The organism is Collimonas arenae (assembly GCF_000786695.1).
Lineage (GTDB): Bacteria > Pseudomonadota > Gammaproteobacteria > Burkholderiales > Burkholderiaceae_D > Collimonas > Collimonas arenae_A.
In genome coordinates this window covers 194022-207107 of the sequence record NZ_CP009962.1, presented here as the reverse complement: position 1 = coordinate 207107, position 13086 = coordinate 194022, and the positions used below count along the sequence as shown (strand labels likewise).

General features: G+C 57.8%; 13 protein-coding genes. 8 read left to right on the top strand and 5 right to left on the bottom strand.

All coding sequences use genetic code 11. The annotated features are described in order from the left end of the window. The first annotated feature begins 82 nt into the window (after window positions 1–82). The 3 genes from LT85_RS00935 to LT85_RS00925 are packed head-to-tail and all read left to right on the top strand — an operon-like array spanning window position 83 to window position 4080. The gene (locus LT85_RS00935) at window positions 83–835 is read left to right on the top strand and encodes a GNAT family N-acetyltransferase (protein ID WP_038484192.1); all 753 of its coding nucleotides are present in this window, start codon (window positions 83–85) and stop codon (window positions 833–835) included. Window positions 836–838: 3 nt separating this feature from the next. After that, entirely contained in the window at window positions 839–1612 is a 774-nt protein-coding gene (locus tag LT85_RS00930) for a 2-keto-4-pentenoate hydratase (RefSeq protein WP_038484189.1), read from the top strand. Beyond that, a complete protein-coding gene (locus LT85_RS00925) occupies window positions 1609–4080 on the top strand; it encodes a DEAD/DEAH box helicase (protein WP_038484187.1) in 2472 nt (823 codons plus the stop codon). The genes LT85_RS00930 and LT85_RS00925 overlap by 4 nt, the downstream gene beginning before the upstream one ends. Before the next feature lie 147 nt (window positions 4081–4227). Here the strand turns inward: LT85_RS00925 and LT85_RS00920 are convergent, their stop codons facing one another. Next, entirely contained in the window at window positions 4228–4644 is a 417-nt protein-coding gene (locus LT85_RS00920; RefSeq protein WP_038484184.1) for a type II toxin-antitoxin system HicB family antitoxin, read from the bottom strand. A 58-nt stretch (window positions 4645–4702) separates the two neighbouring features. Beyond that, window positions 4703–4879, bottom strand: coding sequence for a type II toxin-antitoxin system HicA family toxin (locus tag LT85_RS00915; protein WP_038484181.1), 177 nt, complete (start codon window positions 4877–4879; stop codon window positions 4703–4705). 314 nt (window positions 4880–5193) lie between these two features. Here LT85_RS00915 and LT85_RS00910 point away from each other — a divergent pair, with 314 nt between their 5' ends. Continuing rightward, on the top strand, window positions 5194–6453 hold the full coding sequence (locus tag LT85_RS00910) for a DEAD/DEAH box helicase (RefSeq protein ID WP_038484178.1): 1260 nt from the start codon (window positions 5194–5196) through the stop codon (window positions 6451–6453). A 7-nt stretch (window positions 6454–6460) separates the two neighbouring features. Here the strand turns inward: LT85_RS00910 and LT85_RS00905 are convergent, their stop codons facing one another. Next, on the bottom strand, window positions 6461–6886 hold the full coding sequence (locus LT85_RS00905; protein ID WP_038484175.1) for a helix-turn-helix domain-containing protein: 426 nt from the start codon (window positions 6884–6886) through the stop codon (window positions 6461–6463). Then, window positions 6883–7185, bottom strand: coding sequence for a type II toxin-antitoxin system HigB family toxin (locus LT85_RS00900; protein WP_038484171.1), 303 nt, complete (start codon window positions 7183–7185; stop codon window positions 6883–6885). Before LT85_RS00900 ends, LT85_RS00905 begins: the two co-directional genes overlap by 4 nt. A gap of 452 nt (window positions 7186–7637) precedes the next feature. On the opposite strand from LT85_RS00900, the gene LT85_RS00895 reads away from it, so the two are divergent. From LT85_RS00895 to LT85_RS00880, 4 genes are all read left to right on the top strand, one after another. Beyond that, window positions 7638–8669, top strand: a complete 1032-nt coding sequence (locus LT85_RS00895; RefSeq protein WP_038484168.1) for a Glu/Leu/Phe/Val family dehydrogenase — start codon at window positions 7638–7640, stop codon at window positions 8667–8669. Between the two features lie 459 nt (window positions 8670–9128). Then, complete coding sequence (locus tag LT85_RS00890) at window positions 9129–9443, top strand: helix-turn-helix domain-containing protein (protein WP_052134470.1); 315 nt, start codon at window positions 9129–9131, stop codon at window positions 9441–9443. After that, a complete protein-coding gene (locus LT85_RS00885) occupies window positions 9415–10782 on the top strand; it encodes a HipA domain-containing protein (RefSeq protein ID WP_052134469.1) in 1368 nt (455 codons plus the stop codon). The genes LT85_RS00890 and LT85_RS00885 overlap by 29 nt, the downstream gene beginning before the upstream one ends. 404 nt (window positions 10783–11186) lie before the next feature. Then, a complete protein-coding gene (locus LT85_RS00880; protein ID WP_038484165.1) occupies window positions 11187–11723 on the top strand; it encodes a methylated-DNA--[protein]-cysteine S-methyltransferase in 537 nt (178 codons plus the stop codon). Here LT85_RS00880 and LT85_RS00875 read toward each other — a convergent pair. After that, window positions 11720–12868 carry a geranylgeranyl reductase family protein gene (locus tag LT85_RS00875; protein WP_038484163.1) on the bottom strand — a complete coding sequence of 383 codons (1149 nt, stop codon included), beginning with the start codon at window positions 12866–12868 and terminating at the stop codon, window positions 11720–11722. The genes LT85_RS00880 and LT85_RS00875 overlap by 4 nt on opposite strands. Between the last annotated feature and the right edge of the window lie 218 nt (window positions 12869–13086).

Sequence of the window (13086 nt, the reverse complement as noted above, 5' to 3'; positions counted from 1 at the left end):
CTGCGTCGATTGCATTAGCTGGATTGGCCGGATTGGCCGCCGCGGGTAGAATATCTTTCCACTATTCTTAGCTTGCAGTCAGATGACTACTCCGTCGCCAGATTTACATCTTGTCCGCTCACTGGAAGAACGCGCTCTGAATGCATGGCCCGCGCAACAATCGGCACTGTGCGGCGGCTGGCTGCTGCGTCTCTCCGAGGGGTATACCAAGCGCGCCAACTCGGCCAATCCTCTGCATCCGACTGCGGCCTTCGCCGACACGCTGCGGGTGGTAGAGGATTTCTATGCCCGCCACGGCCTGCCGCCGATCTTCCGTATTACGCCGCTGGCCGCCGCGGGTACTGCAGAGGCGCTGGAACAGGCCGGCTATCGCATGGTTGACCCGACGCTGCTCATGACGATGCCGTTGGCGGCCACCGATTGGTCTGCACGGGATGTACTGATTGAGCCGACCGCCACGCCCGAGTGGAGCAGCGGTTTTGCACAAGCCAATCGTGTGCCGCTGGCGGCGCAGGCGGTGCATGAACGCATGCTCGCTGCGATCGCCATGCCGGCTGCGTTCGCCACATTGATGGATCAGGGCCGTCCGGTCGCCTACGGCTTGGCCGTGGCGGAGAACCGCATGGTCGGCCTGTTCGATATCGTAGTCGCTCCGGAAGCTCGCCAGCGCGGTGTAGCGACCCGGCTGGTGAACGGTTTGCTCGGCTGGGGGAAAACACAGGGCGCAAGCTCGGCCTATCTCCAGGTGACGGCCACCAACCTGCCGGCCACTGCGCTGTACCGCAAGCTGGGGTTTAATACGCTCTATCAATACCATTACCGGATACGTTCATAAGCGATGCAAGCTCACACCCCGCAATCCCAGGCCGCCGCCATCCTGGCCGCGCGCCGTCAACTCGGCGAACAAGGCCCGCGCCTGCCGCTGCACCTGCGGCCGCAGGATGTCGAAGCTGCGCTGGCGATCCAGGCGCAGGTCACCGAACATGCCGGCGACCGCATCGGCGCCTGGAAATGCGGCTTGCCGGTGGAAGGACAGCCGGTCGTCGCGCCCATCTATGCCGGCACCATTTACGACAAGAACCCATGTCTTGCCTGGACCCGTGGCGGCCAGGTAAGAGTCGAGCCTGAGCTGGCGTTTGTCCTCGGCCATGACTTGCCGGCGCGCGCAGCGCCCTATACTGCAGAAGAGGTCGATGCGGCCATCGCCAGCACCCACCTTGCGCTAGAGCTGATCGACAGCCGCTACACCGAACCGGACGCTGCCGGTTTTATCGAAAACCTGGCTGACGGCCTGCTCAACCAGGGACTCTACCTGGGTCCGCAGGTAGACATGGCGCAGGCGCGCTCTGCCAGCGAACTGGCAATCTGCATCAGCACTGGCGACAGCGACCATGAAGTCACACGGCTGCAAGGCCGCCATCCCGCAGTGCACCCACGCGCGCCGCTGTACTGGCTGGCCGAATTCCTGCGCAGCACCGGCCGCGGCCTGCGAGCCGGGCAGGCGGTGATCACCGGTTCGTACGCCGGCAGCTTCGATTTGCCGCCAGCGCAGGAAATCACCATTCACTATGGCGAACTGGGACAGCTGAACGTATTGTTTACGCCGAGATGAGTACAGCAGGCCGTTTCCGTCCACGCCTGACATTGCAAACCCTGAGCCGCGGCGACGGCTTGCTGGGGATGCGTCCTTCCGGCCCGTTTGGACCGCGCGGGCCGAATGTCACGGTGGCGCAGATCATCTGGACCTATGTCGCCGACGATGGCTTCCATTGGGAAACAGCGGCGCCGACCACCTTGCTGAACCGCCGCCCGGCCTCCTCGCAAATCGTTGAAAACAGCCAAGGCCAGCGTGTGCTGGTGCGCGATCTCGGCGCTGAAGCCGACGCTCTGGATCTGGTGTGGGAGCTGGGCCTGCATCCGCTGCCCATCGATACCTTGCAATGGCGCACCGAAAGCGCGGAACAGGATGCGGCCAAGCATCTCAGTTCCTTGTGGACGCTGGTGCAGGAAGATTTTTTCGGCGATTTCTGGGCAGAGCAATTGCCCGATCTGCAGGCCAAGGGCTGGGCCATCGTGGTGCGCCCCGGTTTTGCGCACGAAAGCGTGGCGGTCGATGCCTGGCACCTGACAGTCAGCCCCGATACCGGCGAAGTACTGAGCAAGGAAGTCGCGGCCCGCATGCGCGGTCGTGAACAGACGATCACAGCCTTGGGCTTGCCTGCCGGTGAAGGCTCCTGGCTGCTGACGCTGGGTATCGAAATCGACGGCGAGATGATCGACCTGGTGCCGCTGCTAGCGCATCTGCTGCAACGCGACGGCCGCTGGCTGGACGCAAAGAAGCTTGCCCTGATCGATGATCACGACCTGATCATGTTGCGGGCTCCGGGCGGCAAACGGATCGAAGCGCTGGCCGCACCGCTCAAGGTGATTGTCGGCAGCATGCTGGAACTGCTGAGCGACCCGGTACGCAAGGAAGGGCCGTTGCCACTCTCCTCCTGGGACGCATATCGGCTTGAAAGCATGCGCCTGAGCCTGCTTGAAACGCAGCATGCGCGGGCCGGCGTCCACGGCAGCTGGCAACTGCAAGGAGATGCCGGTTTGCGTGTGCTGGCCAAACGGCTGCAAGGCGCTGGAACGCCGCAGGCTGTGGCCGCGCCGGAGGGACTCGGCGTCACGCTGCGCCCCTACCAATTGCACGGCGTCGCCTGGCTGCAATACCTGCGCGAACATCATCTGGCCGGCATCCTGGCCGACGACATGGGCCTCGGAAAAACCGCGCAGGCGCTGGCGCATCTGCTGATCGAAAAACAGACCGGCCGCCTCGACCTGCCAGCGCTGGCGGTATTGCCGACCTCGCTGATATTCAACTGGCAAGCCGAAGCCAGGCGCATGGCGCCGAGCCTGCGCGTCCTTGCCCTGCAAGGCCCGGAACGGCATCGCGATTTCCCGCATATGGCGGGATACGACCTGATATTGACGACTTATCCGCTGCTGTGGCGCGACCGCTCGGCGCTGGAAGCGCAGGCGTATCACATGCTGATCCTGGACGAAGCGCAAACCGTCAAGAACGCCACCGCCCGCAGCGCCGGCGCAGTACGAAGACTGCGTGCACGCCACCGCCTGTGCATCACCGGCACGCCTTTGGAAAATCATCTGGGCGAGCTCTGGACCCAGTTCGATTTCCTGATGCCCGGCTTCCTCGGCGACATGCGCAGCTTCACGCGACTATGGCGCAAGCCGATCGAAATCGGCGGCCAGACCTTGCGCGCGCAACTACTGGCGCAAAGGGTCAGACCCTTCATCCTGCGCCGGCGCAAGGATGACTTAGCCAGCGAACTGCCGCCGCTGAGCGAAACCATCAAGCGCGTGCAACTGCAAGGACGGCAACGCGATCTCTACGAGAGCGTGCGCGTGGCGGCCGACGAACAGATTCGCGGGGTCCTCAAGCGCAAGGGCTTTGCCGGTGGCCAGATCACGATTCTCGACGCCTTGCTCAAATTGCGGCAGGTATGTTGCGATCCGTTCCTGCTAAAAAACATGCAGCATGAACCGGATATGGAGCGCGCCAAGCTGGAACTGCTGCGCGATATGCTGCCGGCGCTGGTGGCGGAAGGCCGCCGCGTCCTGATATTTTCGCAATCCACCGAAATGCTGGACCTGATCGCTGGCGAACTCGACAACTTGCAACTGCCGTGGCTCGCCCTGACAGGCAAGACGCCGCCCTCGCAGCGCGGCGCGCTGGTGGCACAGTTCCAGAGCAAGAGTGTGCCGCTGCTGCTGATCAGCCTGAAAGCCGGCGGCGTCGGCCTCAACCTGACCGCCGCCGACACCGTGATCCATATGGACCCGTGGTGGAACCCGGCGGTACAGGAACAGGCCACCGCACGCGCCCACCGCATCGGCCAAGATCAAACCGTGTTTGTCTACAAGGTAGTGGTTGAAGGCAGCATCGAGGAACGCATCGTCGACCTGCAAGCCCGTAAGAGCGCCCTCGCCGAAGGGGTATTGGGCAGCGATGCGGCGCTGGCGACCAAATTCAGCAGCGAGGACTTGCAATTGTTGCTGGCGCCGTTGAGCTAGGGTCACTACAGGCAAATGTTACAGATAGGACTTGCGCAAAATTCCGCTAGCGGCGTTATGCCTCCTAGTTGCACCTTCGTACTATCTTCGTCGGCATGCCTTGCTGACGAAATTTTGCGTAAGTCCTGATAGAGATTGCGCCGGACATCAGGCGGCAATCAGCTCAAGTTGCTTACCCAGCGCGCTCATCGCATCTCCGATGCGGTCAATCTTCGTGGTGTGGTTGAGATCTATCAGGCGATTGATTTCCTGCGGCGTGGTGTCCATCATCCGCGCCAGGGCAGAGGGGCCGATCTTTTTTGCAAGCATCTCGTTCAGCAATAGTATTTTTGCGCGGGCGCTGAGAGGCAGATCCACCAGGCGCTCGCCAGGCCGCGCTTTCGACGGCGATGGCACCGTACGTTTTTCATCGAAGTAAACGCGCATTGCTTCGAGCAGTACGTCGCGCGCCATTGCCATGGCTTCCGTTTCATCGTCACCTTGCGTGATCGCTTCAGGAATGTCACGAAACGTCACCACAAAGCCGCCATCCTGGTCGGCGCTAAAGACTGCAGGGTATTTCATGATTGTTCCTTTTGGAGATGAGGGCACTGTCCGCAAGCGACGCTTCCTCGGAAGCGATTCACTTTAGATTGAGTTGTTTTTTTACGCCTTCGACAAGTCCTGTTTTAAGTTCCTTGGAGGGATGTCGGGGCAAGAAGCTTGTCCTGCCTTTCAGGGTCACTTTGGTATGGTTCGCCCCCTCTACGAAAGTCGCTCCTTGCTGTCTGAGCCACTTAACAAATTCGCTCTGCTTCATTAAACGCCTCGCAACCAATATTAATCAAAATTGTTTAAAAAAACAAGAAGACATTAAACATATTTGATTAATATAAAACACCCCTGCGATAATCCGTTGAATTGGATAGCAATACAAGACAAAGCATAAAAATTTGCGGTCAAAGCCATTTTCCAGTCTTGTCTCCGAATCAATTGCCAGTTATCGAATTGAGAGGCATCGCCCTCCGTCACGACGGCGGACACGTGAATGGTAAGATGATTGCCTCGCAAACCGGAAACCGGCGCGCTTTTCACCTCAAACACGTATCAAGCTCCATCTTAAGGCCCTTCATCATGTCATTTTCATCACTGGGTCTGTCTCCCGCTCTCCTGCAAGCTATCAGCGCCCGCGGCTACCTGACGCCAACCCCGGTCCAGACAGCTGCCATTCCGGACATACTGCGCGGCGGCGATGTCCTGGCTGCGGCCCAGACCGGTTCGGGAAAAACTGCGGCGTTTGCGCTGCCGCTACTGCAGTTCTTGCAGGAAGCCCCCGCCGAAAAACCGCGAAGGCTGCGCGTACTGATCCTGGTCCCGACCCGTGAACTGGCGCAGCAAACCGCAGAAACCATCCGGACGCTGGCGCAAGCCTGTCCCTCGTCCTTGAAAATCGCCGCCTTGTTTGGCGGCGTCTCGATCAATCCCCAGATGATGGATCTGCGCGGCGGCGCCGATCTGGTGGTAGCGACGCCAGGCCGCCTGCTCGATTTGATCGAGCACAACGCGCTCAGCCTGTCGTCAGTCGCATCGCTGGTGCTGGACGAGGCCGATCGTTTGCTGGACATGGGTTTCGCCGATGAAATCACACGTATCCTGGCGCTCTTGCCGACGCGACGCCAAAGCCTGTTTTTCTCTGCAACGTTTCCCACAGCGGTGCATGCGCTGGCGGCCAGGATGCTGCACCAGCCCACCCGCATCGCCGTGCCTGCACTGGCGCAGAACCAGCCGGATATCGAGCAGCGCGCGATTGTGGTCGACGCTGGCCGCCGCACCCAACTGCTGCGGCATCTGCTGAAAGAAAACAAATGGGGCCGGGTGCTGGTGTTTGTCGCCACCAAGTATTCCGCCGAACATATTGCAGACAAGCTGCATCGCGCCGGCATCAAGGCCGCCGCCTTTCATGGCGAATTCAGCCAGGGTGCGCGTGATGAAGTACTAGCCGATTTCAAGGCCAGCAAATTGCAGGTGCTGGTAGCCACCGATGTCGCCGCACGCGGCATCGACATTGCACAGTTGCCCGTCGTTCTGAACTACGATTTGCCGCGCTCAGCGACGGACTATACCCACCGCATCGGCCGCACCGGCCGCGCCGGAAAGAGCGGCATCGCCATCAGTTTCGTGAGCGCCGATACCGAAGCGCATTTCCGGCTGATCGAGAAACGCCATCATCTGAAATGCGAACGTGAGCAGATTGCCGGTTTTGAACCGGTCGATACCGCCGCGCCGGCGAACGTTTCATCGGCGACAGATACGGTCAACGGCGGCATCAAGGGTAAGCGCAAGAGTAAGAAGGACAAGCTGCGCGAGGCGGCTGCACAGGATCAAAACGACTAATCGCGCACTACAGGAATGCCGCAGGCGATACCCCAAAGCGCAAGGCAAGCGCCTTGGCCTGCCGTGCGTTAATTACGCGCTTCTCATTGAGAATAGCGCTCACCACGGACTGGCCGCCGATTTCTTCAGCAAGGTCAGTCTGTTTCAATCCGTGCTGCTCCATGATGAAGCGCAGCACTTCATGCGGCGCGGCGCCGGGAATGAGATAACGCGTATTTTCATAGTCGCTGACCAGCTGACCCACGAGGTCAAGAAAATCGGCAAGTTCGTGCTCTTCATTGTCGCCCACCACATCCAGCAAGCCATTCATGAATGCGACGACCTGATCGTATTGCGCATCGTCGCGGATGACGCCGATTTTCACCGGCAGCGATCCTTGGAATGCTTTCCAGGCCGGCGCAACAATCGCGGTATCGATAGCAGATGTATTCATGATTTCCTGCTCCTGTGCACCTTATTCCAGCGGTCATATTCCGAGTGGGTGAATATTTCCCGGATATACAGCTTTTGCCGGTTGTAGTGAATTGCTGTAATTACCCGGTAATTGTTGCCGCCAATATCAAATATCGTATGCGGCGAAACATAAGCCGCAGAGTTGAACGACCGCTTGATTTCAGTAAAGTCCGCGAAACTGGAGATGCTGATCAAGCGGTACCAAGCCTGCAAAGACTGCTGTGCAGACGGATGCTTCAAGCAAAAGACTGCAATCGCTTTCTTGGAGATGATATGCATGAAGAATTTGAATTATAGCAAATTGCTATAATTGGCGCTATGCGATTGATCGGTTTTCCCTCGTTGTGCCTATTACTGCACCCTAGTCGCATGCTGCACTTTTTTGGCAACTAAAATACGATTTATGCAATATTTTGCGTACTATCTTAGCTTCAGTCCACGAACTCAATTGAGTTTCACATAGCGATAAATTACACTCACGCCTGCGTGACACAATCACGGCCTTACCCGCTTGACGGCAACAACCTGCCGGCAAGCACTGGAATTACACCCCTTCCGGTTTGCTGTAGGAACGAGAACAAGGCGCAAAGCCGAAGACAGTGCTTTAGCACGGCTAGGCGAAGCAACGCTGTGATCGCTTCTACTGTGAATTGGAATTAACCATAGAACACCGGAAAAACATAGCCCGCCCTATCCGGACGCGCGAATGCTATCCGTACGGAGCCAAAAGCATGAGCACTTTCATTTTCAATGAACTGAATTTCGACAACCACGAACAAGTGGTCTTCGTTTCCGAAGAAAAATCCGGCCTCAGAGGCATCATCGCAGTCCACAACACCAACCTCGGCCCGGCCATGGGCGGTTGCCGCATGTGGGACTACGCGAGCGAAGCCGTCGCCGTCAACGACGTACTGCGCCTGTCGCGCGGCATGACATACAAGAACGCGGTTGCCGGCCTGCCTATCGGCGGCGGTAAAAGCGTCATCATCGGTAATCCAAAAACAGCAAAGACACCTGCCTTGTTCGAAGCCATGGGCGAAGCGCTGGAGCGTCTGGGCGGCCGTTACATCACGGCAGAAGACGTCGGCACCAGCCCGGCGGACATGGCGCATATCGCCACCAAGACCAAATATGTCGCAGGCCTGGGCGCTAGCGGCGATCCTTCTCCATTCACCGCACTGGGTTGCTTCGTTGGCGCGCAAGCCGCGGTCAAGCACTACCTGGGACGCGATTCGCTGCAAGGCTTGACCGTTGCCGTGCAAGGACTGGGCAACGTCGGCTATGACTACGCACGCCGCCTGCATGAAGCCGGCGCCAAGCTGATCGTGACTGATATCGATCAGGCTGCGCTGGAACGCGCGCGTGCCGAGTTCGGCGCTGAAGTGGTCGCGACCGACGCCATCTATGACGTCCAGGCTGATATCTATGCACCATGCGCACTGGGCGCCACGCTCAATCCGGCTACCCTGACACGCCTGAAAGCGAAGATCGTCGCCGGCGCCGCCAACAACCAGCTGGCTACCGCCGACATCGGCGAACTGCTGCGCCGCAAAGAAATCCTGTACGTACCGGACTTCGTCATCAACGCCGGCGGCATCATCAAGGTCTGCTACGAGTATTACGACAAACCGGAAGCCGACGTCGAAGCGCACGTGCGCGAAATCGGCGTGACCCTGGCTGAAATCTTCAAACGCGCGGATTCGGAAGGTTTGCCGACCAGCGTCGTGGCGGACAAGCTGGCTGAAGCACGCTTCAAACACTAATAATAGATTTTGGTGGTTTAACTCTCCATCCAGCTATTAAGACTGTGTCTTACAAAACGCCCGCTTGCGATAAGCGGGCGTTTTCGTTTCCCGGATCAAAAACTAGCGCTAACGACAAACAAAAAACAGCCACAACTCGGGCCAAAATCATCTGCAATATCGTAGTAAAAAAACTTGATGGCAAGACTATAGACGTCTTTGCAAATCGTACCTGGTGAGCTATAACGACGCCCTGGAAGTCTGGTGTCACTAAATTATTGTCTTTAGTGCCGGAGCTTTATCTAAAATCCTACCATGATAGAATTTTAGAAATCGATTTATCAAATCTCCCATAAAATCCTTCCATAATAGGATTTATATCAGAGTATCATCAATAGTCGTCATAAAACCTATTTTAGTAGGTTTTTATTTGCCCATTAATATCCCGCTCACTATAATCCTGACAAAATAGGATTAATTATGAAGCGAGTTATAAAAACCCCTTTCCCCCTCCTCCCCGTTCTCAGCGATGCTGAAGTGCTGGGCGCTGCCGTTCGTGCCTGTCGCACTGGAGCGAACATGACCATAGAAGAAGCGGCCATGACAATCGGAGTGGCCAAACAAACTCTCTCCGACCTGGAGGCCGGCAAAGCCACAGTAGGGTTAGGGGTTGTTCTCAAAATCACGGAGGCTTTGGGAATAAGCCTCATCGCTGTAAAGAAGCAGGACCTGCCGACGATCCTCAATACTTTAAAGGCAAACGCTAATGAATCGGCTTGGAATATTCCTGGATGACCAAATTGCGGGGTGGGTAACCCACGATCCGGAATCCAATCAATTCGCTTTTAGTTATTCCAGAAACTGGCTCTCTCGACGCAACCCCTATCCGCTGAGTCCATTTATTCCCCTGGAGCCTGAAGCCGGGCAAACGGCTGAAGCGCACAGTGCGGCCGTTCGGCAGTTCTTTGAAAATCTGCTACCGGAGGGACACGCGCTCGACGACGCAGCAACGGCCAATAAACTTTCAAAAGCCAATCTGGTCGGGCTCATGCTTGCGCTAGGCAAGGAAACGGCCGGCGCCTTACGGATTCAACTGGATGACCCTGAACAAGCAAGCGACGACATCAAAGTGCTGGTTCCCGCAGACGAAACAAAGGATGCCCTGCGTCCGCTGACGCGGCCGGAGATGTCCGAGCGCATCAGGTCCCGGCCATATGAGCCATTTTCAGTCTGGGATGGCAAGGTCCGCCTATCTATCGCAGGGTTTCAAGACAAAATCGCCGTCTACAAAGAAAAAGACGAATGGTTTCTGGTTGAAAGTGGCGAGCTGGCCTCTACCGTCATCCTGAAGCCGGAACCCGTTAATCGTGCCCTCGCCGGCTTGCCCAGCAATGAATTCTATTGCATGCGGCTTGCTCGAAACGTGGGATTACCTGTTGCCAACGTGCGTCTGGTACACGTTCCTGAGCCCATACTCGAAGTAGACCGGTTTGATCGCATTCAGGACGGGCAACGCGTGCGCCGGCTACACATCATCGATGGCTGCCAAGCGCTGGGTATCTCGGTAGGCCTCAAATATGAACGGCCATATGGAGATTCTCCCGATGTCAAAAACATTCGAGACGGAGCATCACTGCCGAGAATTTTTAAATTTTTGCAAAGTAGCGCAAATCCAGCTGCACAACGACTTCTCATGCTGCGATGGGCGATTTTCCAGGTCCTGATCGGGAACACGGATGCACATGCAAAAAACATCTCATTTTTCTGCCAGCCTTACGGTTTCGTCGCGGCGCCGGCATACGACCTGGTCAGCATCTTGGCCTGCAGCAATCCTCACATTGAAGATTCATTTGCCATGGCCATTGGAGATGCTTTCACGGAAGGAGAACTCTCCGCCTACGAATGGGCGAACTTTGCCGCAAGTTGCGGTTTGCGGCCACAACTTGTGGCGAAGGAAATGCAAAAACTCATCCGGCGAATGGATAGTTTTAGAGAGCGAACGGCCCAAGAAGTGATACGTGAAGGCGCCGATGCAGAAGTCGCAAAGAATGTATGTAATGTCGTTCAACGCATGTCTCTCCGGCATGCCAGGATTGCGGAGGAAATCACAGGGGTTGACCCCAGTATGTTCTAGTAGGCTGTTCCAGTCTGAAGCTCCGAGCAAACCGAGCTTTAGCGAAAAATTATGTAAATGATTTACCCCTGTATAGAGGCTGTTGCAAACACAGATGGCTAGGCGCTCCGACGAAGACAGTACAGCCAGGAGCGCGTAGCAGGGGTTTCAGACAACACTGTCGTCTGCCTGCGGAACGGCCCGGGCTTGCAAGCCCGGGCGCGCCCTGCAAGGGCAACAACGCCAGGTGTGTTTGCAACAGCCTCTTAGTTTTTATAACAGCAAGCGATGCAGACCGGACAAGAAAATGCGGACATGCGTCGAATTCGACCGCAAGACTCAGAGTGCATAGAATCCCATGTATCTGTAAACTACGATCATCAGCCAAGCAATACTATTCGAGGCTATTTGACGAGAGTACCAACATGAATCTATTTCTGCACCGGATCGCCTCGCCCATCGGCGTCATCCTGCTGGTCACCGACAGCCAGGACCGCGTGCGCGCGCTGGATTTCGACGACTATGAAGCCCGCATGCGGACTTTGCTAAGCACACACTATGGCCATTACTCCCTGAGCGAGGCCACCTCTCCTTCCAGCGCCGAACCAGCACTGCAGCGTTATTTCACCGGCGAACTGGACGCGCTGAAAGACATCGCCGTCGCCACCAACGGCACCGAGTTCCAGCAACGCGTATGGTCGGCACTGCGCCAGATTCCTCCGGCGCGGATGACGACCTACGGCAAACTGGCGCTACAGATGGGCGAGCACAACGGCGCCCGCGCGGTGGGCAGCGCCAACGCCACCAATCCGATCGCCATTATCGTGCCTTGCCATCGGGTGGTAGGCGCCGACGGCAAGCTGACCGGCTTTGCCGGCGGCCTGGAGCGCAAAGCCTGGCTGCTGGGCCATGAGCGGGCAGAAGCCGGTGATCCCGAGACCTTGCGCCTGCCTGGTTTTTAGACTGGCGCCTTGCTCGGCATCAGCCAGCGCGGAAATCCGAGTGCAGTCTTGTACAGGCAATGGCGATAACCGATCTCGCCGCTGATGAGGCCGGCGAAATCCTGGTTGATGCGCTGGTTCAGCACCAGATGAGAAAAAGTCAGTTTTGGAAACCGGTAGACCAGCCGCGCCATCCAGGTCGCCGCGCGCAGTTCGGGCAATAGCTCTCGGCGTAACAGCCGGCTGTACCCGGAACTGTCAGCGCGCAGGCCGTCCTCCGCAATCGCCCTGGCGGCAAGGACGGCGGTCTTCAGCGCAAAATAAATTCCCTCGCCGAACAGTGCTTCCGCCAAGCCGGCGGCATCGCCCAGCAACCACACGCGGCCGCGCTGGAACTCCCGGCGTCGATTGCTTAACGGGATGACGTAACCCTGGTAGGTGATTCTTTGCGGCCGCTGCAGGCCGGCGTAGGCGGCGGCAAAGCGATCCAGATGCTGGCGCAACGCGGTGCCGCCAAAAGGTGAGTACACACCGACATTGAAATGATCGCGCTTCGGGAAAATCCATCCGTAGCCATGCGGCATGCCGTCGAAGTCGAACAAGGCGCGCTGGCCAAACTCCTCCAGCGCGCCGTCCTCCGGCCAGACCAAGGCTTCCAGGGCCGGTACATACGTCACCAGGTCCTTGCCGAACAGGCGGTTGCGCACGGCGCTGGAGGCGCCGTCGGCAGCCAGCAGCAAACGGCTGCGAAACACGCCGCGGCTGGTGGTGACGCTGACCGCATCGGCGGATTCGGTCGCATCGATAAATGCGGTTTCGGCGCAAAAGCGCACGCCTTGGGCGCGGGCGCGCTCCAGCAGCATCTGGTCGAATTCGCTGCGCACCACGGTGCAAGCCGCCATCGACGGCATTTCCTTGAGGACGGTATCGCGATTGCCATAGGTAAGAATCGCGCCGCTGATCGGCTGGTGCATGGTGTCGCCAAGCTCAAACCCCAGCAGGTCCATGGCCTTGCGCGACAGCCCGCCGCCGCACACTTTCGCACGCGGAAAAGCCTGCTTGTCGATGATGGTTACCTGCAGGCCCTGTTGCGCCAGCAGGTAAGCCAGATGCGCGCCGGCCGGGCCGGCGCCGACGATCAGGACGTCGCTGTCGTCAGCAAACATGTCGACGACACGCCAGGGATGACAGAAAGCAGCGTCGTTCCGGATTTCTCCATGACTTCATCAGCGGTACCTCACAAAGGTCTATTTTGCATTGCCTGACGGAACTGTGAGCATAGCTGAAAACCGCAAATCAAGTGGCTGCAGGCGCATCTCTAGCCAGCAGGAATTAGCGCATTTCTTTTGCCACCCAGCTACGTTTCCAATTAGAAATATGTTAG

Coding starts and splice junctions, on each gene's coding strand:
- LT85_RS00935 (WP_038484192.1), top strand. CDS start 83: ATGACTACTCCGTCGCCAGATTTACATCTTGTCCGCTCACTGGAAGAA.
- LT85_RS00930 (WP_038484189.1), top strand. CDS start 839: ATGCAAGCTCACACCCCGCAATCCCAGGCCGCCGCCATCCTGGCCGCG.
- LT85_RS00925 (WP_038484187.1), top strand. CDS start 1,609: ATGAGTACAGCAGGCCGTTTCCGTCCACGCCTGACATTGCAAACCCTG.
- LT85_RS00920 (WP_038484184.1), bottom strand. CDS start 4,644: ATGAAATACCCTGCAGTCTTTAGCGCCGACCAGGATGGCGGCTTTGTG.
- LT85_RS00915 (WP_038484181.1), bottom strand. CDS start 4,879: ATGAAGCAGAGCGAATTTGTTAAGTGGCTCAGACAGCAAGGAGCGACT.
- LT85_RS00910 (WP_038484178.1), top strand. CDS start 5,194: ATGTCATTTTCATCACTGGGTCTGTCTCCCGCTCTCCTGCAAGCTATC.
- LT85_RS00905 (WP_038484175.1), bottom strand. CDS start 6,886: ATGAATACATCTGCTATCGATACCGCGATTGTTGCGCCGGCCTGGAAA.
- LT85_RS00900 (WP_038484171.1), bottom strand. CDS start 7,185: ATGCATATCATCTCCAAGAAAGCGATTGCAGTCTTTTGCTTGAAGCAT.
- LT85_RS00895 (WP_038484168.1), top strand. CDS start 7,638: ATGAGCACTTTCATTTTCAATGAACTGAATTTCGACAACCACGAACAA.
- LT85_RS00890 (WP_052134470.1), top strand. CDS start 9,129: ATGAAGCGAGTTATAAAAACCCCTTTCCCCCTCCTCCCCGTTCTCAGC.
- LT85_RS00885 (WP_052134469.1), top strand. CDS start 9,415: ATGAATCGGCTTGGAATATTCCTGGATGACCAAATTGCGGGGTGGGTA.
- LT85_RS00880 (WP_038484165.1), top strand. CDS start 11,187: ATGAATCTATTTCTGCACCGGATCGCCTCGCCCATCGGCGTCATCCTG.
- LT85_RS00875 (WP_038484163.1), bottom strand. CDS start 12,868: ATGTTTGCTGACGACAGCGACGTCCTGATCGTCGGCGCCGGCCCGGCC.